The 24,418-nt window shown below is 61.3% G+C and carries 19 protein-coding genes; 8 read left to right on the top strand and 11 right to left on the bottom strand.

What is annotated here, in order from left to right; translation table 11 throughout:
* Nucleotides 1-5 precede the first annotated feature (5 nt).
* On the top strand, nucleotides 6-1,154 hold the full coding sequence (gene hpnH, locus AC1DK3_RS03020) for an adenosyl-hopene transferase HpnH (RefSeq protein ID WP_477190811.1): 1,149 nt from the start codon (nucleotides 6-8) through the stop codon (nucleotides 1,152-1,154).
* On the opposite strand, the gene AC1DK3_RS03015 is transcribed toward hpnH, so the two are convergent.
* The 9 genes from AC1DK3_RS03015 to AC1DK3_RS02975 form a co-directional block, all read right to left on the bottom strand.
* Entirely contained in the window at nucleotides 1,098-1,778 is a 681-nt protein-coding gene (locus AC1DK3_RS03015) for a phosphorylase family protein (protein WP_092868006.1), read from the bottom strand. The genes hpnH and AC1DK3_RS03015 overlap by 57 nt on opposite strands.
* 47 nt (nucleotides 1,779-1,825) lie before the next feature.
* Nucleotides 1,826-3,775 (bottom strand): squalene--hopene cyclase, encoded by a 1,950-nt coding sequence (gene shc, locus AC1DK3_RS03010; protein ID WP_477192854.1) that lies wholly within the window; start codon nucleotides 3,773-3,775, stop codon nucleotides 1,826-1,828.
* A gap of 81 nt (nucleotides 3,776-3,856) precedes the next feature.
* Nucleotides 3,857-5,110, bottom strand: coding sequence for a hydroxysqualene dehydroxylase HpnE (gene hpnE / locus AC1DK3_RS03005; protein ID WP_477190810.1), 1,254 nt, complete (start codon nucleotides 5,108-5,110; stop codon nucleotides 3,857-3,859).
* Nucleotides 5,111-5,953: a presqualene diphosphate synthase HpnD gene (hpnD, locus tag AC1DK3_RS03000; RefSeq protein WP_477190809.1), complete on the bottom strand. Its 843-nt coding sequence runs from the start codon at nucleotides 5,951-5,953 to the stop codon at nucleotides 5,111-5,113.
* The gene (hpnC, locus tag AC1DK3_RS02995) at nucleotides 5,943-6,833 is read right to left on the bottom strand and encodes a squalene synthase HpnC (RefSeq protein ID WP_477190808.1); all 891 of its coding nucleotides are present in this window, start codon (nucleotides 6,831-6,833) and stop codon (nucleotides 5,943-5,945) included. Before hpnC ends, hpnD begins: the two co-directional genes overlap by 11 nt.
* Nucleotides 6,830-7,990, bottom strand: coding sequence for a glycosyltransferase (locus tag AC1DK3_RS02990; RefSeq protein WP_477190807.1), 1,161 nt, complete (start codon nucleotides 7,988-7,990; stop codon nucleotides 6,830-6,832). Before AC1DK3_RS02990 ends, hpnC begins: the two co-directional genes overlap by 4 nt.
* Entirely contained in the window at nucleotides 7,987-8,988 is a 1,002-nt protein-coding gene (hpnA, locus tag AC1DK3_RS02985; protein ID WP_477190806.1) for a hopanoid-associated sugar epimerase, read from the bottom strand. Before hpnA ends, AC1DK3_RS02990 begins: the two co-directional genes overlap by 4 nt.
* Before the next feature lie 33 nt (nucleotides 8,989-9,021).
* Nucleotides 9,022-10,347: a PQQ-dependent sugar dehydrogenase gene (locus AC1DK3_RS02980; RefSeq protein ID WP_477190805.1), complete on the bottom strand. Its 1,326-nt coding sequence runs from the start codon at nucleotides 10,345-10,347 to the stop codon at nucleotides 9,022-9,024.
* A gap of 130 nt (nucleotides 10,348-10,477) precedes the next feature.
* On the bottom strand, nucleotides 10,478-11,080 hold the full coding sequence (locus AC1DK3_RS02975; RefSeq protein ID WP_477190804.1) for a TetR/AcrR family transcriptional regulator: 603 nt from the start codon (nucleotides 11,078-11,080) through the stop codon (nucleotides 10,478-10,480).
* A gap of 500 nt (nucleotides 11,081-11,580) precedes the next feature.
* Between AC1DK3_RS02975 and AC1DK3_RS02970 the strand changes: the two genes are divergently transcribed.
* The 5 genes from AC1DK3_RS02970 (at nucleotide 11,581) to AC1DK3_RS02950 (ending at nucleotide 18,608) form a co-directional block, all read left to right on the top strand.
* The gene (locus AC1DK3_RS02970; protein WP_477190803.1) at nucleotides 11,581-12,807 is read left to right on the top strand and encodes an efflux RND transporter periplasmic adaptor subunit; all 1,227 of its coding nucleotides are present in this window, start codon (nucleotides 11,581-11,583) and stop codon (nucleotides 12,805-12,807) included.
* 36 nt (nucleotides 12,808-12,843) lie between these two features.
* Nucleotides 12,844-16,059: an efflux RND transporter permease subunit gene (locus tag AC1DK3_RS02965; RefSeq protein WP_477190802.1), complete on the top strand. Its 3,216-nt coding sequence runs from the start codon at nucleotides 12,844-12,846 to the stop codon at nucleotides 16,057-16,059.
* Nucleotides 16,060-16,110: 51 nt separating this feature from the next.
* On the top strand, nucleotides 16,111-16,860 hold the full coding sequence (locus AC1DK3_RS02960) for an SDR family NAD(P)-dependent oxidoreductase (protein ID WP_477190801.1): 750 nt from the start codon (nucleotides 16,111-16,113) through the stop codon (nucleotides 16,858-16,860).
* A 63-nt stretch (nucleotides 16,861-16,923) separates the two neighbouring features.
* Nucleotides 16,924-17,850 (top strand): ABC transporter ATP-binding protein, encoded by a 927-nt coding sequence (locus AC1DK3_RS02955; protein ID WP_477190800.1) that lies wholly within the window; start codon nucleotides 16,924-16,926, stop codon nucleotides 17,848-17,850.
* Nucleotides 17,847-18,608, top strand: a complete 762-nt coding sequence (locus tag AC1DK3_RS02950) for an ABC transporter permease (protein ID WP_477190799.1) — start codon at nucleotides 17,847-17,849, stop codon at nucleotides 18,606-18,608. Before AC1DK3_RS02955 ends, AC1DK3_RS02950 begins: the two co-directional genes overlap by 4 nt.
* A 9-nt stretch (nucleotides 18,609-18,617) precedes the next feature.
* On the opposite strand, the gene AC1DK3_RS02945 is transcribed toward AC1DK3_RS02950, so the two are convergent.
* Nucleotides 18,618-20,099 carry an aldehyde dehydrogenase family protein gene (locus tag AC1DK3_RS02945; RefSeq protein WP_477190798.1) on the bottom strand — a complete coding sequence of 494 codons (1,482 nt, stop codon included), beginning with the start codon at nucleotides 20,097-20,099 and terminating at the stop codon, nucleotides 18,618-18,620.
* Nucleotides 20,100-20,133: 34 nt separating this feature from the next.
* Entirely contained in the window at nucleotides 20,134-21,471 is a 1,338-nt protein-coding gene (locus AC1DK3_RS02940) for an aspartate aminotransferase family protein (RefSeq protein ID WP_477190797.1), read from the bottom strand.
* A 239-nt stretch (nucleotides 21,472-21,710) separates the two neighbouring features.
* On the opposite strand from AC1DK3_RS02940, the gene AC1DK3_RS02935 reads away from it, so the two are divergent.
* Together AC1DK3_RS02935 and AC1DK3_RS02930 are read left to right on the top strand one after the other, a co-directional pair.
* Nucleotides 21,711-23,993 carry a propanediol/glycerol family dehydratase large subunit gene (locus AC1DK3_RS02935; protein ID WP_477190796.1) on the top strand — a complete coding sequence of 761 codons (2,283 nt, stop codon included), beginning with the start codon at nucleotides 21,711-21,713 and terminating at the stop codon, nucleotides 23,991-23,993.
* Nucleotides 23,990-24,418: a diol dehydratase small subunit gene (locus AC1DK3_RS02930; protein WP_477190795.1), complete on the top strand. Its 429-nt coding sequence runs from the start codon at nucleotides 23,990-23,992 to the stop codon at nucleotides 24,416-24,418. The genes AC1DK3_RS02935 and AC1DK3_RS02930 overlap by 4 nt, the downstream gene beginning before the upstream one ends.

Genomic DNA, 24,418 nt, shown 5'->3' with positions numbered 1-24,418 from the left:
GTCGGGTGGGAATTCCATTAAACCAAGCTTTGTCGGTAGGTGCCTACGTCATCAGACAGCACCTCATGGGGCGCAAACGCTATCCGCTCGTGCTGATGCTCGAGCCGCTCTTCCGCTGCAATCTCGCCTGCGCGGGCTGCGGAAAGATCGACTATCCCGACAAGATCCTCAACCAGCGCATCTCGGTCGCTGACGCGCTGCATTCGATGGACGAATGCGGAGCGCCGGTCGTCGTGCTGGCCGGCGGCGAGCCGCTGCTCCACAAGGAGCTGCCGGAGATCGTCGAAGGCGCGCTCAAAAAGGGCAAGTTCGTCACCGTCTGCACCAACGCGCTGCTGCTCGAAAAGAAGATCGATCTTTACAAGCCGCACAGCCGCTTCAACTGGTCGATTCATCTCGATGGCGACAAGGAGATGCACGACAGGTCGGTTTGCCAGAAGGGCGTCTACGACCGGGCAATCGAAGCGATCAAGGTCGCCAAGGCCAAGGGCTTCCGCGTCAACATCAACACGACGCTGTTTAGCGACGCTCAGCCCGAGCAGGTTGCAAACTTCCTCGACGAGATGAACAAGATCGGCATCGGCGGCATCACCATTTCGCCAGGCTATGCCTACGAGCGCGCGCCGGATCAGCAGCACTTCCTCAACCGCACGAAGACGAAGCAGCTTTTCCGCGACATCCTCAAGCGCGGTCGTGGCGGACGCGCATGGCCGTTCTTCCAGTCGGCCCTGTTCCTCGACTTCCTCGCGGGCAACCAGACCTATCAGTGCACGCCGTGGGGCAACCCCACGCGCACCGTGTTCGGCTGGCAGAAGCCCTGCTATCTGCTCGGCGAAGGTTATACGAAGACCTTCAAGGAGCTGATGGAAAGCACCGACTGGGACAAGTACGGCACGGGCAATTACGAGAAGTGCGCGGATTGCATGGTGCACTCGGGCTTCGAAGCGACAGCCGTTATGGATGCGGTGAAGAAGCCTTGGAAGATCGCGGCCGTCGCGCTGAGAGGCGTCAAGACGGACGGTCCGATGGCGCCTGAAATTCCGCTCGACAAGCAGCGTCCGGCCGAGTTCGTGTTCTCACGGCACGTCGAGAACAAGCTAACGGAGATCAGCGAAGCCGAGGCCAGGGCCAAGAAGCCGGTAGCAGCGGAATAATCCGCGCATCGCCCGGCGCGTTGCGTTGGCGGTCAGCAGCAGGCTCGGAAGCTGGCCCGGCCTAACCATCAATGACTTGAGGACGGCGGCAATGTCCGGCGTCCCATCCGGCTTCAGGCCGTTGACGGCTGCCGGCGGAAGCCGCTGCTTCGATGTATCGGCGATCACGCGGAGAACCGCGAACGGCAATTGATGCTCGGCGGCGAGGCGCGCAACGATGTGGCTTTCCATATCGGCCGCGAAGGCGCCGGTCGCCATGTAGAGCTTCTGCTTGTCGCCCGGTTCGGAGATGACCGCTTTCGCTCCGACGATTGCTCCGGATTCTGCGTTCGGCACCGCTTCGAAGAGACGATCGCTCCAGCGTTCGTCCGCCATGTAGGGCGTCCCGCCGCTGACGACGGACGTGCCGACGACAATCGTTCCGGACGCCAGGCCCGGCCTTAGGCCGCCTGCGATCCCGAAACTGATGAGACCGCGGATGCCGCCATTGGCGATGGACCGCTCGATCAGCGATGCGAGGCGCTGCTCATCGCCGCCGCCGGCCAAAGCTTTCACGAACCCAGATCGTTGCGCGACCCGAGCTTCGGCCCTCAGCCCTGTTGCTGCGACGACGACCCCCCTCATCCCCTCACATCATCCCCCAGATTGTCCCCTCAGCTTAGCTTATCCTCTCACATTCCAACCATAACTGATCGGGTATTTGAGGCTTTTAGATTGCGATAGCGCGCCAAAGCCCACATCGGGAAGAATTTCGGGTAGCCGTGGTAGCGAAGATAGAAGACGCGGGGGAAGCCGGTCGCCGTAAAGCGCTTCTCGTCCCAGAAGCCGTCCGAGCCTTGGGTCGCGGCGAGGTAGGCGATGCCTTTCTGGACGGCGGGATGATCGACTTCACCGGCCGCCATCAGCCCCATGAGCGCCCATGACGTTTGCGAGGCGGTGCTCGGTGCCGGGTTGTAGCCCTTGTAATCGAGGCGATAGCTTTCGCCGTCCTCGCCCCAGCCGCCGTCGCTGTTCTGGATCGCAAGAAGCCAGGCGACAGCTTTGCGGACGACGCTCGATGCCGGGTCGACGCCAGCGGCGTTGAGCGCGCACAACACCGACCACGTGCCATAGATGTAGTTCATTCCCCACCGGCCGTACCAGCTGCCGTCTTTTTCCTGCGTCCGCTCGAGGTAGGCGACCGCGTTATCGAGAACGTAGCTTTGGCCACGGCGTTCGCCGAGTTGTGCCAACATTGAAACGCAGCGCGCGGCGACGTCGGCAGTCGGCGGGTCGAGCAGCGCGCCGTGATCGGAAAACGGAATCTGGTTGAGGTATTCGTAGTTGTTGTCGGCGTCGAAGGCGCCCCAGCCGCCGTTCTTGCTCTGCATGCCTTCGATCCACTCGCGGCCGCGCGCGATCGACTCGCGATAAGCTTCCCCGTTTGGCTCTAAGCGGCCCTGGGCGCGGTCCATCGCCATCACGACCACGGCCGTGTCGTCGGTATCGGGATAGTGAGGATTTGCGTACTGGAACGCCCAGCCGCCTGGACGAATGCCCGGACGGCTCGCCGCCCAATCGCCGACAGTGTCGAGCACCTGCAACGGCTTCAGCCATTCGAGTGCGCGCGCCGCCGCAGCCTCGGCCTGCGGGTCGCCAACTTCCATAAGTGCGTGAGACGAAAGCGCCGTGTCCCAGACAGGCGACAGGCATGGCTGACAGTAGGCCTCGTCATCCTTGATCATCAGCAGCTTTTCGATCGAGCCGCGCGCGGTGAGGTAATTGGGATGATCCTGGGAATATCCCAGCGCGTCATAGACCAGCAAGGAATTGACCATCGCGGGGAAGATCGCGCCCAAGCCATCTTCGCCATTCAGCCGCTCGTCCACGAACGCCACGGCCTTGTCGATGGAGCGCTTGCGTAGCGACTTTGGAAAATACGGCTCGAAGAAGCGGAGCACGCGATCTATTGCGCCGAAGATTTCCGACCACGGCGATTTCTGATGCGGGCCTTTCGGCCAGACTTTGACGTCCTCCGGCGGGATCGTGAATAGCTCGGAGATGCCGACAGCTTTCGGATTCCGCGCCCTCGGCTTCAAGGCGTTCAGCACCGTCAGCGGCACCACAACGGTGCGTGCCCAGTAGGAGATCTTGTCGAGATGGAACGGGAACCATCGCGGCAGCACCATGATCTCCACGGGCATCACAGGGACGCCGGTCCAGGGAATGGCTCCGAAAAGCGCGAGCAGGTTGCGCGTGAAAACATTGGCGTGAGAGGCGCCGCCCTGGGAGAGGATCCAACCGCGCGCCTTCTTCATGTAAGGCTCTTCGGTGCCGACGCCGATCATCTTCAGCGCATAGTAGGCTTTCACGCTCGCGCTGATATTCGACGCGCCATCATGAAACAGCGGCCAGCCGCCATTCTCGGACTGGATGCGGCGGAGATAGTTGGCGATCTTGGCTTCGAGAGCGGCGTCTACTGGCTCGGCAAGATAGTGGCGCATCAAAACGTATTCTGCGGGGATCGTCGCGTCCGCCTCGAGTTCGAAAACGAAATGACCGTCGTCCCGCTGCAGCGCCAGCAGCGCCTTTTTGGCGGCGGTGATCGCGTTTTCGATGTCAGGCGTCGAGATCTCGCGCATCGCGCTATCGGACGGCAGGCGAGCGGAATGCGTCGCAGAGTCGAAATTCATAGAGGCTCTCCCAGAAGTTCGAGCGTCCTATCAGAAGTGCGCCGATGCCGCTAGTTTTGCGGCCCCTTCCCCCGACCTTATCGCGCCTTCAATCGTTGCCGGAAGACCGGTGTCTGTCCAATCACCCGCGAGAAGCACGTTTTTCCAACGTGTTTGCGCTTTCGGCCGCAGGGCATTCTGTCCGGGCGTTGCGGCGAAAGTTGCACGCCGCTCCTTCACGATCTGCCAGCGCGGAAGTTCCATTTCGAGGCCCGCAATTTTCGCAACCTCGGCCCAGATCTGGCGTGCAAGAGGTTCTCTCTCGGCCTCATTGAAACGATCCGCGGCGCTGACGGTGACGGACAGCCGGTTGGCGAATGCGAACAACCATTCCGTCGTCGCGTTGACGACGCCCGTGATCTTCGGAAGTCCGGCCGGGGGCGCGACAGCAAAATGAGCGTTCAAGATTGAACGGTATTCGTTCGGCGCGACCAAATCCGGTATCAGGGTGCGCGCAACCCATCCAGGCACGGCGAGGATGACATCGTCGGTGCTGTTCAGTTCGACGGCGCCGTCCGCGAATTGCAGCATGCGGGCACGCCCGTCCGAGAATTCAATCGCCCTCAACGGATGGTCAAACCGGACTTCGGCCCCGCGCTTTCCGAGAAACTGAAGGGCGGGATCGACCAGAGCCGGTCCCAGTCCGTTGGCTGCGAACAACGGGCGGCAGGCTTTGCCGCCACGTCCGAGCGTTTCGCGGATGATCGTGGCGGCGAGCTTTGCCGAGCCTTCCGACGGATCGCAGTTCAGAGCCGCGACCAACACCGGATTCATGAGACGAGCGAAGACCAACGAACCGGTATCCACTCGTTGAGCAATCGTATCGCTGTTTTTCGCTTGGAGCAGACTTGCAAGGCGAACGTAGTCGAGGGCGTGCGTGCCCGGCACGCGCCGGCGTTCTGAAAAAATCCACCACGGTAGCGGCCCGTCGTTCGGCCTCAGCGTCCATCGCTCGCCGGATGCGAAATCGCAGAATGCGAACTCGGCGTGCCGCGGATCATCGAGCAGATGCCTGCCGCCGATCGCGTTCAGATAGCCGAGCGCGCTCGCGTTGCCCGATAGGAGAAGATGGTTGCCGTTGTCGATCGTCAGTCCGAGGGCTGACTCGAAATACGAGCGGCAGCGTCCGCCGGCGTGGCGTGCGAGCTCGTGGACGACGACCTTGCGTCCTCGGCCGACAAGCGTGACCGCCGCCGAAAGACCGGCAAGGCCGGCCCCGACTATGTGAACAGTGCCGTCGCTCATTTAAAAAATGCCGTCACGCAGAACCGCCCAGAGGACGGTGCGCTTCGAACGGCGCACATCAACGCGCGGCGCGCCCCATCCTCGTGCGATCAGCTTCTCGAGAATGCCCCGATAGACCGTTGCCATCATGCGCGGCGATCTCACGGAGCGCCGCGATGAGCGCGCCATGATGGCTTCCGACCTTTCGTAGTATTTCCGCGCCTTGTCCGCGATGCCGCGGCACACGCGATCGAGGCGCGGATCAACGAGAACATCGGCGATGGAAAGTTCTGCGAGGCCGCACTCGCGCAAAGCCTCTTTGGGGAGATAAAGCCGGCCCATTGCTGCATCTTCATCGATGTCGCGCAGGATATTGGTCAGCTGGAGCGCGCGGCCGAGGTTGTAGGAAAGCTCGATCCCAGGCGTTTCCTCCATGCCAAAAATCCGTACCGACAATCTTCCGACTGCGGAGGCGGCGCGGTCGCAATAAAGGTCGAGAACCTTCCATTCAGGAGCGCGCAGGTCGCGAACGATATCCATTTCCATGCCGTCGATGACGGCGATGAAGTCTTCCTTCAGGAGACCGTATTGCGCAATCGGGCCCGCGAGATCACGCGTGCGCGATGTGCGGTGGCCCGTTGCGTAGAGCTGTTCGATGTCGTCGCGATATTGCACAAGGTCAGCGAGGCGCACATCTCTCGAGCCCCCGTTATCGGCGACGTCGTCAACTGCCCTGCAAAATGCATAGACGTGATACATCGCTTCGCGCTGCTCACGCGGCAGAACGCGCATCGCCGCGTAAAACGAGCTGCTGGCCGCGGCTGGCGTTTCGTCAGCGATCAGGGTGTCGACATTAGCGCTCATGCGGCATCATCCTTGACGACTTCGTAAACGCAGAGCGTGTGAAAGTGCGACCCGCAATAGTGGCAGCGGCCGTGCGTGCAGCAATCACCGCAGCGTATGGTTTTGAAAGGTGGACCGGCTCCGAGAGCGGATCGCGCGTCTTCAGGAGGCCAATGATCTTGCGCGCGAGCGCGACGATTACCGACGTTTCGACCGCAAGGCGCAAATCCGTGACGCTTGAGGGCAACCGCGCCGCTTCGGGAAGCATCGCCTCGGTCTTCGCGGCCAACGACTGCAGGCAAGCCCGCAGCTCCGGAGACGCCTTCGGCTCGCCCAGATCGCGAACGCCGAGCCCGCGGGAAGAAAGATCGTCGAGCGGAATGTAGACCCGGTCGATGTTGCGATAGTCCTTACCGCAATCCTGGAGATGATTGATTATCTGCAAAGCCGTGCACAATGCATCCGAGTGCTGCCATGTGGACTTCGGTTCGCCGTGGACATCGAGGACGAACCGGCCGACCGGCATTGCCGAATAGCGGCAATAGTCGAGAAGCTCGTCCCACGTGCCGTAACGGTTCTTCGTGACATCCTGGCGAAAGGCCTTGAGAAGATCGAGAGCGTGTTGCGCGCTGAGATTTCTCAAGCGCAGCTGTTCGCGAAGCGCGAGTGCGTCGACTGCGGCGTCGGACCGGCCGAGCAGCGTCGCTTCGAGCGCATCGAGGATCGAAAGTTTCGATTGTGCATCGAGGGTCGGATGATCGGCTGCATCATCGGCCGCCCGGGCAAAGCGATAGAATGCGAGGATCGGCGCGCGGTGACGCGAGGCAATGACTCGGGACGCGACAGGAAAGTTCTCGTCACGCTCCGACTTGCCGGATTTGTACTTTCCGTCGACCGTCATTGCCTTCCTACTTCGGCCTGAACCCGGCCCTTCCAGAGACCTCCACGACCGCGCATATGCTGATACGCCGAATCTAGCGTGAAACCCACATAGGCCGTCGCGATAACTGGTAGCGCAAGGCCCCAAAGTGGAGAACGGTTGTAAAAGCGCAACGTCGGTTGAAAGGCGATAACCATCAACGTGTATGTTGCGGCCGCGATCACGTTTGCCGGATAGTTCGAAAACAAGGCAAATGCGAGCGGCGCCAAGTAAATAAGGCCCATTCCGATGACAGTTCCGACCAGCAGCACGGGCGAATAGTACAGTTGGGCATACGCCGATCGCGCAACCATCCGGCGAATATCGTCAAACGCAGGATAAACGCGAAGACTGGTCACGCCGTTTGAAAGTCCGAGCCAAATCGGGCCCTGCTTTTTCAACAGTTTTCCGAGAGCACAATCGTCGATGAGCGCGCCGCGGATGGCGGCGATCCCGCCAGCGCGCTCGAGCGCGGCACGCTCGACCAACATGCAGCCGCCCGCTGCGGCCGCGGTCGCCGCCGTTTTGCTGTTTACCCACCGAAACGGATAGAGCATCTGAAAGAAAAAAATGAAGGCTGGGACAAGCGCTCGCTCGGCCCAGCTTTCGCATTTGAGCTTGGCCATCACGGATGTCATGGCGCGGCCGTTCGCGCGCGAACTCGTCACCAGCGATGTCAGCATTTCCGGCGCGTATCCGATGTCGGCGTCCGTCAGGAGAAGATAATCGGGCGCCTTCGATGACGTCGCCGCGGCTATCCCCTGATGCATGGCCCACACCTTGCCCGTCCAAGCGGCAGGAAGCGGCACGCCGTCGATGATGGTTACTTCCCTCGTCGAACTCGCGGCGATCTTTCGCGCAATTTCGGCTGTGCCGTCGGTGCTTTGGTCATCGACAAGCACGATTGAGAATTCGCCTGGATAGTCCTGAGCGACGAGCGATGTGAGAGACAGAGGAAGCATATCGGCTTCGTTGCGCGCGGGAATCACGGCTGTCACTGGCGGCCAACTGCCCGGGCCAGAGAATTTTCCGCGCTCGAACTCTTCGCGCTCGCTGGTGAGCCAAAACCCGCCGTTGAGCAGCAGCAGGTAGATCCACGCAACAAGGCCGATCGCGGCGACGAGATCGACCGCGGTCACTTCAGATACCCCGCGTCGCGAAACCAGCGATAGGCTTCTGCCAGAGCGTCAGCGGCGGGACGCGCGCGGTACCCGAGCTCGCGATCAGCTTTGGTGGACGAAAAAAACATTTTGTATTTGGCCATGCGCAGACCGTCGACAGTCGCGAAGGGTTCGCGTCCCGTGAAGCGGGCCATGGCTTCCGCGCCATAGGCAATTGGGTAGATCAGTTGGCGCGGGAGTTTGATCGACGGTGGTCTTCGGCCTGCCAGGCGCGCGATTACGGTGAGCATTTCTCCGAGCGTCATGTCCTGCCCCCCCAGAATATAACGCTCACCAATTCGCCCGCGCTTCAAGGCAGCAACGTGACCGTTCGCGACATCATCGACATGTACGAGATTTAGGCCCGTATCGACGTAGGCGGGCATTCGGCCCGACGCTGCCTCGACGACGATGCGTCCGGTCGGCGTCGGCCGGACGTCGCGCGGACCGATCGGTGTCGAAGGGTTAACGATGACTGCCGGCAGCGCCTCTTCCGCGATCATCCGTTCGACCAGCCGCTCAGCGAGAACCTTGCTTTTCTTGTAGGCGCCGATCGCATGCGCTTCATCGAGCGGCATGGTCTCATCCGAAGGCGAGCCATCACCGGTTAATCTCAGCGTCGCGACGCTGGATGTGTAAACGACGCGTTCGACGCCTGCCTTCCGCGCCGCCGCCATGACGGCGCGCGTGCCGTTCGTATTCGTTGCGATGATTTCTTGCGGGTCCGGTGCCCAGAGGCGGTAGTCCGCCGCGACAYGAAAAACGTAACGCGCGCCGCTCACCGCTTTGTCCAGCAGGGCGGCGTCGCGAATGTCGCCTTCAACGATTTCGAGGTCGAGCCCTGAGAGGTTCGCGCGATTGCTGGTTCGGCGAACGAGCGCGCGAACCGACATTCCTTCCTCGATGAGGCGACGCGCGACAGCCGTGCCCACGAAGCCCGAGGCGCCAGTCAGAAACGCGATGTCTTTTGCGGCCAATGTTCTCGCGCCCCCGATGCGTCGAAAGTATCGTCACCCCTTGTAAGCGATCCGCCAGATACGGCCAGCCGCGTCGTCGCTGACGTAAAGCGCGCCATCGGGTCCGACCGCAAGTCCTGTCGGACGATGCTCGGTTCCTGTTTTATCTCCGTCGCGGAAACCGTCGGCAAAGATGCTGTAAGGGCCTGATGCCTTGCCGCCTTCGAGCGGCTGAAACACGATGTTGTAGCCTTCCTGCGGGCCCTCGGAGCGGTTCCAGGAACCATGAAAGGCGATGAAAGCGCCGCCGCGATAGGTTTCCGGAAACGCCTTCCCTTTGTAGATCGTGAGATCGTTCGGTCCCCAATGTCCGGGGAATGCAGCGACGGGCGGAAGCTTTTCTGCGCATCGGCCTACGGCCTTGCCACCGTCGCCGCCGTACTCGGGCGCGAGAACGTTTTTTTGCTGAATGCCGTCGTAATAACAGTAGGGCCAGCCATAGTCGCCGCCTTGTTGAAGCGCGACGAGGACTTCAGCCGGCTGATCCGTACCTTGCTTCGAGGAATACAGCTTCGGCCAGTTCTCGTAGAGCTGATCGCGGCCGTGTTGGGTCGCGAAGATCCGGCCGGCATCGTCGAAGTCGATGCCTGCGGCGTTGCGAAGTCCGGTCGCGTACCGCTCGGCGGGTGAGAAGACCTGTCCTGTTTTGTTTGCGTCGAAGCGCCAGATTCCAGCGTGCGTTTTCAGTTCTTCGCAGGGATCGATGCCCGGCGATTCTTCCGCGCGATTGTCTTGCTGGCAGGAATTCGTTGCCGAGCCGAGATCGACGAAGAGGTTGCCCTTCGGATCGATTGAGAATGGCCGGGATTTATGATCCCCGTTGACCGGGATATCGGACACGACTGTTTCAGGTTTGCCCTTGGGTGCAATGTCGCCGGGCGCGAGATCGTAGCGAACGATTTTATCGCCCAGGTCTACGAAGAGGCCATTTTTATAGATGGCGATGCCGGTTCCGCCGCCGTCCGCCGGTCCGAACCGTTCGATGATGTCGGCGTTGCCGTCGCCGTTGCTGTCTTTCAAGGCGAGTAGCGAGCCGCCAGGCGACGGTTTGCGGTTGCGATTGTTGACGTAGACGGTGCCGTCGGGCGCGACGGCCATGTGACGCGGTGCGCCGACGTGATCCGCGAAGATCGTGGCGCAGAAGCCTTTAGGCAAAGTGGGGCCCGCATTGCCGTCGCAGGACTTCGCGTCGGCTGCGTGAGCGCGACTTTCGATCGGCAGCTGCATGAGGGCGAAGAAAGCGAACGAGAGGCCGAGAGTTCTCGCGATCAAGCCGCTGCCTAGTTTCCTGGCGACGCCAGTGCTTTGCAAGTAAGCCATCGAGGAACTCCGCAATGTAATCTCCACCAGATGATCGCGCTCACGGGAACGACTTGAGCATGCTCGTTGCCGAGCGTTCGCGGACGCCAGCTACAGGACCGCACGCGTGTCGACAACCCCGTGCCGCGGATTAGTTTTCCGCGGCCGCTAGACCTCTGATCGCCATGTCGGCGACAGCGTGGAGATCGGCGCGCGACGCTCCGCTGGCGGCCTGCACGGCCATGCCTTGCATTACGGCCATGACGTAGCGCGCGAGACTGTCGGGACCGGATGATCCTGGCCGAAGATCACCTTCGGCCTTGGCGCGCTCGAAACGCTCGCGAAGCGCCTGTTCTGCTTGCGCCCGACGCTGGCAGAGTTCCTTCTTGATCGATTCTGCAGCGTCGCCACACGAGAGCGCACCCTGCACAGCCAGGCAGCCCGGCGGGTTGGCCGGGTCCGTCAGACCGTCCGCCGTGGATTTCAACAGGCGCTCAACCACGGCTTTTGCGGTCGGCTCGGCGAGTGCCTCGCGATGGACCGCGCCCGGGCCCTTTTCGGCGTAGCGATCGAGCGCCAGGCGAAAAAGCTCTTCCTTGTTACCGAATGCCGCATAGAGGCTCGGGCGGTTGATGCCCATCGCCTCCGTCAAATCGGAGAGCGACGTTCCTTCGTAACCCCGCTCCCAAAACACGTGGAGGGCCTTGTCCAGCACCTGCTCCTTGTCGAATTCCCGTGGGCGGCCTTTTTGCACCGCTTCTCTCCCAGCGTTCGTTCTTTCCGTCTTACACCTATACATTTTCATACTCATCGATACAGATAGCAGTTGACAGCCCCGATCACCACCCTATATCGGTACCAATCAGTACATATATAGGGAAGTAGCGCATGATGAAAAGCTCCTTCAATAGCGCGACTGCGATCCTCAGGGGATTTGCGGGATGGGTTTCGAGCCGATCCTCCGACGATGTGGACGACGAGCGCCATGTTCCGTTTGTTGTATCTGCTTGTGGGTACCAATCGCGGCGCGAAGGAGACACTGCGGAAAATCCCGGGCAGTTCGACACATTGCGCGACCGATGGCCGCCAGGGCTCAGTCTCGACAACTTCTCCTAACGACGAGTAGCGCGGCCGGCGCCGCGTAAAGGCTCGCCGCTCTGTCACTTCCACTTCCACCACACGCTTCACGCTCCCCGCCAGCGACATCGCCGGCGAAACGGCAAGCGTTTGCCGCGAACATCCGAGGGGTTGACCATGAGATTTCACGCACCATCCCAATCTTCAAAAGGTTTGCTGGCTTCAAGAGGTTTGCTGGCTTCGGCAGCAATCGCGGCACTACTTGTGACAGCGCACGCTGGCGCGGCCCTTGCCCAGGAGCATGCAGCGGTACCCGTATCCATCGCGACCGTCGAGGCGCATGAGGTCGATACCTGGGACGAGTTCTCCGGCCGGCTCGAAGCGATCGAGCGTGTCGACCTTCGTCCTCGTGTTGCGGGCCAGATCGTTGCTATCCATTTCCGCGAAGGCTCGCTGGTGAAGGCGGGCGACGCGCTGGTGACGATCGATCCGGCGCCCTACGCTGCCGAAGTCGAGCGTCTGGAGGGCCTCGTCGGCGCGGCGCAGGCTCAGGTCGTATTCACGAAGGCGGACGTCGCTCGCGCACGCCAGATCATCGGCAACGCGCTTTCGGAACGAGAGCTCGATACCCGCGCGAACGCTTATGACGCGGCTGTCGCCAACCTGAAGAGCGCGCAGGCCGCGCTTCAAACCGCCAAGCTCAATCTCGCGTGGACCGATGTGCGTGCACCCGTGTCGGGGCGCGTCGGCCGGCACGAGATCACAGTCGGCAACCTCGTCGAAGGCGGCTCCAGCGCGCCGGTATTGACGACGATCGTATCGGTCAATCCGATTTACGCGAGCTTCAATGCGGACGAGAACGTCGTTGCCCGCGCGTTGGCCACGCTTTCGCCCGAAGCGAACGCAACGGCTCGTATCGAGCAAATCCCCGTGTCGATGTCGACAGCTGCGAATGAGGGCCAGTGGCGCCGCGGCACGCTCCAGCTGATCGACAATAAGGTCGACGTGGCGAGCGGCACGGTGCGGCTCCGCGCGACGTTCGACAACACCGACGGGCTTCTCATCGCCGGGCAATTCGTTCGCGTGCGGATGGCAAAACCGCGTACGGCTCCGATCATTGCGATCAGCGAGCGCGCCATCGGGACCGATCAAGACAAAAAGTACGTGATCGTCGTCGGCAAGGATAACAAGTCCGCTTATCGCGAGGTGAAACTCGGCGCGATGGCCGACGATCTGCGCATCGTCACGAGCGGGCTCGCGGCGGGCGACCGCATCATCGTCGCCGGCCTACAGCACGTGAGGCCGGGCGATGAAGTCACGCCGGAACCGGTGGCGATGAACGGGCGGCCATTGCCGGAGGAACATGCCGCCGCCGACAAGCCGTCGCCCGCCACGCCGCAATAGACTTTCACGCGAGAAGCCACCAGCGCGAGCCCGGACATGAATATCTCGAAATTTTTCATCGATCGTCCGATTTTCGCGGGCGTGCTCTCCACCCTGATTTTCCTGGGCGGCCTGTTGGCACTGCCTGCGATGCCGATTTCCGAGTATCCGGAAGTCGTGCCGCCGCAGGTCGTCGTGCGGGCGAACTATCCGGGCGCCAACCCTAAAGTTATCGCCGAAACGGTTGCGACCCCGATCGAGGAGCAGATCAACGGTGTCGAAGGCATGCTCTACATGAGCAGCCAGGCGACGACCGATGGTTTGATGACGCTTACCGTCACGTTCCGGCTCGGTACCGATCCTGACAAGGCCCAGCAGCTCGTTCAGAATCGCGTCTCTCAGGCCGAGCCCCGCTTGCCCGAAGACGTGCGCGCACTCGGCATCACGACGGTCAAGAGTTCACCTGACCTGACGATGGTCGTGCACTTGCTGTCGCCGAACGACCGCTATGACATGACGTACCTGCGCAATTACGCGGTGATCAACGTCAAGGACCGGCTTGCGCGCATCAACGGCGTCGGCGATGTGCAGATCTTCGGATCAGGCGACTATTCGATGCGGGTCTGGGTTGATCCGGCGAAGGCGGCTGAACTCGGACTTTCGGCAAGCGACATCGTCAACGCGGTTCGCGCTGAAAACGTGCAGGCCGCCGTCGGCGTCGTCGGGTCGTCTCCCTCGCTTCCTAATCTCGATTTCCAGCTCTCCGTCAACGCGCAAGGCCGCCTCGCGAGCGAAGAGGAATTCGGCGACATCGTCGTCAAGGCCGGCGCGAACAATCAGGTCACGCGCTTGCGCGATGTCGCGCGCATCGAACTCGGCGCGGCCGACTATTCGCTGCGTTCTCTGCTCAACAACAAGCAGGCGGTCGCGATCCCGATCTTCCAGGCTCCCGGATCGAACGCGATTGAGATCTCGGACAACGTCCGCGCGACGATGGCAGAGCTCAAGCAGTACATGCCGGAAGGCGTCGATTACAGCATCGTCTACGATCCGACGCAGTTCGTGCGTGCTTCGATCGAGGCGGTCATTCACACGCTTCTCGAAGCCGTGGCGCTGGTCGTGCTCGTCGTCATCGTCTTCCTGCAGACGTGGCGCGCGTCGATCATTCCGCTGATCGCGGTGCCGGTTTCGATCGTCGGCACGTTCGCGGTGATGCATGTTTTCGGATTCTCTATCAACGCGCTGACGCTGTTCGGTCTCGTGCTCGCGATCGGCATCGTCGTCGACGACGCGATCGTCGTCGTCGAGAACGTCGAGCGCAACATTGAAAACGGCCTAGCTCCGCGCGAGGCGACCATTCAAGCGATGCGCGAGGTTTCCGGCCCGATCATTGCTATCGCGCTGGTGCTGGTCGCGGTCTTCGTGCCGCTTGCTCTCATCACCGGCCTGACCGGCCAGTTTTACAAGCAGTTCGCGCTGACGATCGCGATTTCGACGGTGATATCGGCGATCAACTCGCTGACGCTATCGCCCGCGCTCGCTGCAGTTCTCTTGAAAGGTCATGACGCGCCCAAGGATCGGCTGACGCGGGGTATGGACTTTGCATTCGGCTGGTTCTTCCGCGGATTCAACCGCGCGTTCACCAGGGGATCGAATGCCTACAGCGGCGGCGTCAAACGCATCCTATCGCACAAGGCAGCGGCGTTTCTCATTTATCTGGTCTTGATCGGAGCGGCCGCTGCGATGTTCAAGGCTGTTCCTGGCGGCTTCGTGCCGGGCCAAGACAAGCAATATCTCGTCGGCTTTGCGCAGCTTCCGGACGGCGCCACGCTCGATCGCACCGAAGAGGTCATTCGGCAAATGGGCGACATCATGCTCAAGACGCCGGGCGTCAAGGACGCGGTGCAGTTTCCCGGGTTGTCGATCAATGGTTTCACCAACAGCTCCAATTCCGGAATCGTTTTCGCCGGCTTGAAGTCGTTCGAAGAACGGCGCTCGCCGGAACTCAGCGGTCCGGCAATCGCGATGAGCCTCAATCAGCAATTCGCGGGCATCAAAGACGCATTCATCGTGATGTTTCCGCCGCCGCCCGTTCAGGGTCTCGGCACGATCGGCGGCTTCAAACTGCAGGTCGAGGACCGTGCCGGACTTGGCTATGACGCCTTGAGCGATGCGATGCAGGCTTTCACTGGCGCGCTCTACAAGGCGCCGGAGCTTGCCGGGATTTTCACGTCGTATCAGGTGAACGTACCGCAGCTTTTTGCTGCAATCGACCGGACGAAGGCGCGCCAGCTCGGGGTCGCCGTGACCGATGTTTTCGCGACGATGCAAATCTATCTCGGATCGCTTTACGTCAACGACTTCAATAAATTCGGCCGGACGTACTCCGTTCGTGTGCAAGCCGATGCCAAGTATCGGGCGCGTCCCGAAGATATCGGGCTGTTGAAGGTTCGCTCCAACACCGGCGCCATGATCCAGCTTTCGGCGCTGCTCAACGTGAAGCAGGTCGCCGGGCCCGAGCGCGCCATGCGCTACAACGGCTTCCTGACGGCCGACGTCAACGGCGGCGCTGCTCCCGGATACTCGTCGGGACAAGCGAAGGCAGCGGTTGAACGCATAGCGGCGCAAGTCTTGCCGAAGGGCATAGGCTTTGAGTGGACCGAGCTAACGTACCAGGAGATCCTTGCGGGCAATTCCGGCGTTTGGGTATTCCCGCTGTCGATCTTCCTCGTGTTCCTCGTGCTTGCCGCACAGTACGAAAGTCTCGTGCTGCCGCTTTCGATCATCATGATCGTGCCGATGGGCCTGCTCGCGGCCATGACGGGCGTGTATCTCTCGCATGGCGACAACAACGTCTTTACGCAGATCGGTTTGATCGTTCTTGTCGGGTTGTCTGCGAAGAATGCCATTTTGATCGTCGAGTTTGCGCGCGAGCTCGAACTCGCGGGCCGTAATCCGGTGCAGGCAGCAATCGAAGCGAGCCGCTTGCGTCTCCGGCCGATCCTGATGACGTCGATGGCGTTCATCATGGGTGTCGTTCCGCTCGTGACCTCGATCGGCGCTGGTGCAGAGATGCGCCAAGCCATGGGCATCGCCGTCTTCTCGGGCATGATCGGCGTCACGATTTTCGGCATTTTCCTGACGCCGGTCTTCTACGTGATCTTGCGAAAACTCAGCGGCAACAAACCTCTCAAACATACTGGCGAGGTCATCTCGCCAGTCGTCGCGGCGCCCGGATCCCATGGCCACCTGGCACCAACAGCCGCGGAATAACACGGCCGAAACTTGGCGCTTCCACCCGAAGTCCAAATATGGAGAGAAAGAATGTCTGATCTCAAAGGTAAAGTTGCAATCGTAACGGGCGCTTCGAAAGGTATCGGCGCTGAAATCGCAAGAGCCCTAGCGGCTGCTGGCGCGGCCGTCGCCGTGAACTATGCCTCGAGCAAAGAAGGGGCCGAAAAGGTCGTCGCCGATATCAAGGGCAACGGCGGCAAGGCGATTGCTGTCAAAGGCAGCGTCGCTAATGCCTACGACATCAAAAATATATTTGCAGAGACGAAGAAAGCTTTCGGCTCCCTCGACATCCTCGTCAACAATGCCGGCGTCTACGCGTTTCAGCCACTCGAAGCCGTGACCGACGGCGAGTTTCAACGGCAATTCAACACGAACGTTCTCGGCACGATCCTGGCGGCACAGGAAGCCGCAAAGCATTTCGGTCCTGAAGGCGGCAGCATCATCAACGTCAGTTCGGTCGTCAGTCTGGCTGCGTTTCCTAACACCGTGGTCTACTCTGCGACCAAGGGCGCGGTCGATGCCGTAACGCGGGTGCTGGCCGCAGAGCTTGGGCCGAAGAAAATCCGCGTGAACACCATTGCTCCGGGTCTCGTCGAAACTGAAGGCGTTCATACGATGGGCGTTTTGGGAACTGATTTTGAAAAATCTGCAGTCGCGCAAACGCCGCTGGGACGCGTTGGCCAACCGGACGACATTGCGAAGGTCGCCGTTTTTCTTGCGTCCGACGAGTCCGGCTGGATTACCGGCGATAGACTGACGGTTTCCGGCGGAGCCCGTTGACAACGATAGCAGACGCTGCGATGCGTGCCCAATTAATGCCCGTCATCAGACAGAGTCTTATTGATGCCAGCAGTTATCCGTGTCGAACATCTTTCCAAGACGTACGCTTCGGGATTCACGGCTCTCAAGGACATCAATCTCGAGATAAGCCACGGCGAGATCTTCGCGCTCCTCGGCCCTAACGGCGCGGGCAAGACGACGCTGATCGGCTGCGTCTGCGGGATCGTCAATCCCACAGCGGGGAAAATCACCGTCGACGGGAAGGATATCGTTGCCGATTATCGCGCAGTGCGCGCGATGATCGGCCTCGTGCCGCAGGAACTCGCGACGGATATGTTCGAAACTCCGTGGGCGACGGTCAACTTCAGCCGCGGGCTGTTCGGTAAGCCGCGGAACCATGAATACGTCGAGAAGGTGCTGCGTTCGCTTTCGCTTTGGGACAAGAAAGACAGCCGGATCATGACGCTGTCGGGCGGCATGAAGCGCCGGCTGTTGATCGCGAAAGCGTTAGCGCACGAACCGCGCATTTTGTTTCTCGATGAGCCAACCGCTGGCGTCGATGTGGAGCTTCGGCGCGAGATGTGGGAGATCGTGCGGAAACTCCGCGCGGAAGGCGTGACGATCATCCTGACGACGCACTACATCGAAGAAGCCGAGGAGATGGCTGACCGCGTCGGCGTCATCGCCAAGGGTGAGATCATTCTCGTCGAAGAAAAGAACGAGCTGATGCGCAAGCTCGGCAAGAAGCAGCTCGTGCTCCAGTTGTCCGCCCCGCTGACGGAGATACCGGCAGGGCTCGGCGCCTACGATTTGCACCTCGGTGCCGACGGCAACGAGCTGACCTACACTTACGACACGCGGGCCGAGCGGACGGGTATCACCGCGCTCTTGAACGACATGCGAGCGGCCGGCGTAACATTCAAAGATCTCTCGACCATGCAAAGTTCGCTTGAAGACATTTTCGTCGATCTCGTGAGGGAAAAACGATGAACATCGAGGCTGTCCGCGCAATATACGGTTTCGAGATGTCCCGCTGGGGACGCACGCTGATGCAGAGCATCGTCTCGCCCGTGCTCTCGACGTGTCTTTATTTTATCGTCTTCGGCTCGGCGATCGGTTCGCGCATTTCGCAGGTCGATGGCATCGACTACGGAGCGTTCATCGTTCCCGGCCTCGTGATGATGCTGCTGTTGACGCAGAGCACTCTCAACGCCTCGTTTGGCATCTACTTCCCGCGCTTCACCGGGACCATATACGAGCATCTTTCCGCTCCGGTTTCAGCTTTCGAGATCGTTCTCGGATATGTCGGCGCCGCGGCGACAAAATCGGTCATCCTCGGGCTGCTCGTATTGATCACGGCGAGCCTCTTCGTGCCGCTTCGCATCGCACATCCCTTCTGGATGATCCTATTCTTGCTGCTGACCGCGATAACCTTCAGCATGCTCGGTTTCATCATCGGGATCTGGGCCGACGGGTTCGAGAAGCTTCAGATCATCCCGCTTCTCGTCATCACGCCGCTGACGTTTCTCGGCGGCACTTTCTATTCGATAAAGATGCTACCGCCTTTTTGGCAAACCGTGACGCTCTTCAATCCCGTCGTCTATTTGATCAGCGGCTTTCGCTGGAGCTTCTTTGAAATCTCCGACGTGAATGTCGGGGTCAGCCTTCTGATGACCTCGTTGTTCCTTGCTGTCTGCATGGCTGTCGCCTGGTGGATCTTCAGGACGGGATACCGTCTCAAGGCGTAACCCGGTTCGTCAGCCGCCGCCGCCCTTCAGATACCAGCCCCATGGCTCGCGGGTTGTGTAGGCGGTGATCTGCTTCGCCTCGAGGAAGTTGTTCAGGCCCCACGTTCCAAGCTCGCGACCGACGCCGCTTTTTTTCACGCCGCCCCAAGGTGGCTCGAGGAAATTCGGTTGCGAGCAATTGATCCAGATGACGCCGGCCTCGAAAGCGTCGGCGACGCGCTCCGCCCTCTTCAAATCGCCCGACATAACTGCTGCGGCCAAGCCGAACTCGCTATCATTGGCCAAGGCCAAAGCTTCGCCTTCCGTATCGAACGTCGTGACGGCGAGGACGGGGCCGAAAATCTCCTCGCGCCAAATTCGCGCTGAGGGTGCCACATCCGCGAATATCGTCGGCTCCACAAAGTAGCCAACGTTGAGATGCGCGGGCCGGGCGCCGCCGGTTACGAGCGTTGCCTCGCTCTTTCCGGCATCGATATAGCCACGCACCTTGTCGTATTGGTTTTCGCTGACGAGCGGTCCCAGTAGTGTGCCCGGTGCCATGCCGTCGCCGATCGTGATCTTCTTGGCTTCCACCGAAAGCCTGTCGATGAGCTTCGGCGCGATGCCCTTCTCGACGATCATCCGCGATGTGGCGCTGCAGACTTGTCCCTGGTTCCAGAAGATTCCGAACATCACCCATTCGACGGCCTGCTCGATGTCGGCGTCGTCGAAGATGATGATCGGCGATTTACCTCCAAGCTCCAGGCTGATGCTTTTGACGTCGCGCGCCGCAGCAGACGCAACGGCGATGCCCGTCGGGACGGAGCCTGTGAAAGCCAGCTTGCGGACATCGGGGTGCGACGCGAGACGCGCGCCGGCGTCGGCTCCATATCCCGTGACGACGTTCAAGACGCCATTGGGCAGGCCCGCTTCCGCTGCCATGCGCGCGAGTTCCAGCGCGCTCAGAGGCGTGTACTCGGACGGCTTCAGCACGACCGCGCAGCCTGCCGCGATCGCGGGCGCGACCTTCCATGCCGCCATCAACAGGGGATAGTTCCACGGCACGATGAGCCCGGCGACGCCTGCGGGCATGTATTTGACGCGCGACTGAAAACGCGCGTCGGGCACGCCGATGATTTCGCCCTGGCGTCCGTCCAATTCCTCCGCGTACGTTGCGTAGAGATTGAAGCAATAGGCGGCGTCACCGATATCCCATAGGGCCTCGGGCAGCGGCTTGCCGTTGTCTCTCACCTCTATCTCGGCGAGCGCCTGCTTTTGCTCTTCGATCGCCGCGCCTATGGCGCGAAGGAATACGGCCCGATCACGGCCGGTCGTGCGCGACCATGGGCCGGCCATCGCGGCTTTCGCGGCGGCGACCGCAGCGTCGATGTCCGATGCTGTTCCGGCAGCGCAGCGGTGGAAGGTTCGTTCGTTTGCCGGGTTGACGACGTCGAGCGTGGCGCCGCCCAGCGCGTCACACCACTTTCCGTCGACGAAAAGTTTCGATTGCATCATAGTTCCAGAAAAGCGTTTGCCCGATCGGGTTTCAGATGACCTTCGCCAATGTGCTTCTGAAGCCATCGATGAAGATATCGGCATGCTCCCGAGTAAAGCAGAGCGGCGGACGGATCTTCAAGACGTTGCCGTGACCGCCTGCTATCCCGATGAGGATATTGCGCTCGCGCATGCCGTTGACGATTCTTTCGGCAAGGGCGCGGTCGGGCTCGGCCGACGCCTTATCCCTCACAAGCTCGACGCCGATGTAGAGGCCGGAGCCGCGAACATCGCCGACCCGATCACCGTTTCCTCCGGCAATGCGAAGCTCCGAGCGCAGATAGGCACCAGTATCAAAGGCGTTTTCCTGTAAGCCTTCCTCGTTCAAGACATCCAAGACTGCCAACCCCGCAGCAGCCGCGACCGGATTGCCGCCGAATGTGTTGAAGTAACCCGACTTCGATCCGAATACTGCGAGCATCTCGGGCTTGACCGCGACGCCGCCCATCGGGAAGCCGTTGCCCATCGGCTTTCCCATCACGATCATGTCAGGCACCACGCCGTGGCGATCGAAGCCCCACATTTTATCGCCCGTTCGGCCGAAGCCCGGTTGCACCTCGTCGGCGATGTAAACGCCTCCCGCGTCGCGCACCGCCGAGACCGCTTCGGCAAGAAATCCGGGCTCGCCCGGGTAGACGCCGTCGCTCGAAAAAATGCTGTCGGCGATGAACCCCGCGAGGCGAATGCCAGCTGCCTTCATGCCCGCGATGGCTTTGCGAATATCCTCGGCGAACTGGTGTCCGACGGCTTCGCTCTTCTGGCGGTAGGTATCCGGCGCGGGCACGAGGAACACGCAGGGCGGCCGCGGCTCGGCGCTCGCGGAGGATGGCGATATCTCCGTCACGGCAGTGGTGTTGCCGTGATAGGCGTTCTCGGTAACGATAAAGCCGGTGCCGCCCGTAACCGCGCGGGCGATGCGAAGAGCAAGATCGCCGCTTTCGCTGCCTGTGCACGTAAACACGATATTCGAGATGGGCTCCGGCATCGTGGCCAGAAGGCGTTCGGCGTACGTGTAGATGTTGTCGTAGAGATAACGTGTGTGCGTATTCAGCGTGCCGAGCTGCCGCGATATGGCTTCGACGACGCGGGGATGGCAGTGCCCGACGGACGGCACGTTGTTGTAAGCGTCGAGATAGCGCGTGCCATCGGCATCGTGGAGCCAGACGCCCTCGGCCCTGACGAGGTTCAACGGCCGTTCGTAAAACAGCATCGAGGTCGGCCCGAATGTCTGCTTCCGGCGTTTGACGAGGCTCGTGACCGCGGGCGGCAACTTGTCGGCTGAGTTCATGTCGAAGGCGTTGAGATCGAGAATTTTTTGCGTAGCTTCCATAGGGCCCCTTGGGCATGCTCCTTGGCAGATGGGCTGCGTCTTCGCATCGGTTTCGTTTAATATAGGGCACGCCGCGGACTACAGCTTGACCCTTGGAAGCGGGGCCTGTTCAGTTTGACAGGAGCCCCGGCCGGTGAACCCCGTCAACTTCGGGGCCGCTCTGGTCAAATCCCGCGAGGGCACTCAGAGTAACGTCAGTTCCGATTGCAATCGGACTTTCCATCGTCGAGAACACAAGCATGACTGATGAAACGCAGGCACGGCCAAATCGCTGGAAGCGATTTTCCGATTGGGACGAGCGCCCGCTCAGGCTCGACAAATTCGCCGCCGAAGATCCTGCCAGCGGTTTTTCGGCGTTCAAGAGCCCCTTCGATCCTAAGCCGGGGTTGTCTCTTGGCGCTGGCGTCGTCGAGTCCATGGATGGCATCGCCGTCCGCGACTTCGATATGATCGACGTTTTCATTGCCCGCTATCATCTCGATCCCGAAATCGCGCCGGAAGCGATGGCGATGCCGTCTCTCGAAGTGGCGCGCATGCTCGTCGACATGAACGTGCCGCGAACGACGCTGGTTCGGCTCGCGCACGGCATGACGCCCGCCAAGCTCGCCGATGTCGTCAGTCATCTTTCATCCCTCGAGATCGCTTTCGCCTACAGCAAGATGCGGGCACGGCAGACGCCCGGCAATCAAGCGCACGTCACGAACGCGAAAGACGACCCGCTACAGATGGCGGCCGATGCCGCAACTGCCGTGGCATTCGGCTTCGACGAAATCGAGACGACGATGCGGGTTGCACGCAACTCCTGGTCAAACGCCGTTGCCTGCGCCGTCGGGGCTGCCGTCGGACGGTGGGGTGCGCTCTTTCAGTGCTCCAGCGAAGAAGCGGAAGAACTCAAGATCGGCATGGCGGGCTTCACGTCCTACGCCGAGACCGTGTCGGTCTACGGCACCGAGAAAAGCTTCATCGACGGCGACGATACGCCTTGGTCGAAAGCATTTCTCGCGGCAGCCTACGCTTCGCGCGGCATCAAGATGCGGTGTACATCGGGTGCGGGCTCCGAGTTGCTGATGGGCTTTCACGACCGCAAATCGCTGCTCTATCTGGAGGCGCGGTGCCTTTGCCTGCAGCGCGCGATGGGCGTGCAGGGCACGCAGAACGGCGGCATCGACGGGGCGCCCGTTACCTGCACCGTTCCCGGCGGCATGCGCGAATTGATGGCCGAGAACCTGATCGCCGTCTGGCTCGATCTCGAATGCGCGTCCGGCAACGACGCTCGCGCGACGGAATCGGAAATCCGCGTCGGCGCGAAGATCCTGCCGTATCTCATCGCGGGCTCCGATCTCATCTGTTCCGGCTTTGGCTCTATCCTCAAGTACGATAATTCGTTCAACGCCTCGCTGCTCAACGGCGAGGAACTCGAGGATTATCTGGTTCTGCAGCGCGACTTCGAGGCCGACGGCGGGCTTACTCCGGTCGGCGAGACGCGCGTCATGGAGCTTCGCTCGCGGGCCGTCGATGCGATCAGCGCGGTGCTGGAAGAACTCGGGCTCGCGAAGCCGACTGCCGACATGAAGCTCTCGGTCGTTGCCGCGTCCGGCTCGGATGAAACGCGGACGTTTTCGGGCCGCGACGTGGCGCTGATCAGCGAAGCCATCTACGAGCGGTCGATCACGGTCATCGACGTCATCAAGGCGCTTGCGGCTCGCGGATTCGCCGAAGAAGCGGAAAACCTGCTGAAGCTCGTAAGGCTCCGCGTTTCCGGCGATTACCTGCAGACATCGGCGGTCGTTCGTGACGGGCGCATCGTCAGCGCCGTCAACAATCCCAACGATTATCAGGGCCCTGGCACGGGCTACCGTCTCACTGCCGAGCGTCGCGAGGAAATCGTCGCCATTCGCGATGTGCTGACGCGCCAGGAAGTGCTGCGGGTCGAAGCGGCTTTCAGGCCTGGGGAGGTCACCCGCGTCGCCTACCGGCCGGCAGGACCTGCCGCCGCGACCCACAATCCGAAAGAGGTCGTGATCGGCATCAGCCCCGCCTTCGGCCTAAAGCTCTTTCAAACGGTCGCGGGGCATCCCCTCTCGGCCATTCTGCGGGTGCTGATCGGCGGGATAACGGAAGGCGGCTGTACGGCCCGCGTCGTCCGGATGCGCCATACGGCAGATACCTCGTTCCTCGGGCTTAGCGCGGCGCGGCTCGCGGGCTCCGGCATCGGGATCGGCATTCAGGCAAAGGGCACCGCCGTCATTCATCAGAAAGACCGGCTGCCGCACAACAATCTCGAGCTCTTCTCGAACTCGCCGATCACCAAGATCGAGCATTACAAGCGAATGGGGCTCAATGCGGCCGCCTATGCGCTTGGCGAAATGCCCGAGCCCGTCATCGTGCCGACACGCGGCGAGGCCATGGGCTCACGCTACCATGCCAGGGTTTCGCTCATCTACGCGATCGAGACGGAGATGACGTCCGAGGGCGCCGAACCAGAAGAGATCGATGTGATGTTCCTCGGAGCCGCCGCATGACCGGGAAGCCGCTCACCGTTGCCGATTATCCGCTCGCCGAGAACCGGCCCGACGTGGTCGAGACAAAAGCCGGCAAGAAGCTCGATGACATTACGCTCGAGGGCGTGCTGTCCGACCGTGTGTCGCTCGAAGATCTTCGCATCACAGACCGCGCGCTCCGCCAGCAGGCTGAAATCTCGACGGCGGCGGGGCGGCCGACCCTCGCCGCGAATTTCGAGCGCGGCGCCGAGCTCGTGGACGTTCCGCAGGACGTGATCATGCGGGTCTACGAGCTGCTGCGTCCCGGCCGAGCAGGGTCAAGGCAAGAGTTAATCGCGGTCGCGACGGATCTTCGCGAAACCTATGGCGCCGAGGGCGTTGCGGCCTTCATCGAGGAGGCGGCCGACGTCTACGAGCGCCGCAATCTCTACAAAAAGCGTTTCTGA

This window comes from Hyphomicrobium sp. 01T421, from assembly GCF_056398805.1.
The sequence above is the reverse complement of the archived record's forward strand: the minus strand, read 5'-3'. Positions and strand labels throughout refer to the sequence as shown.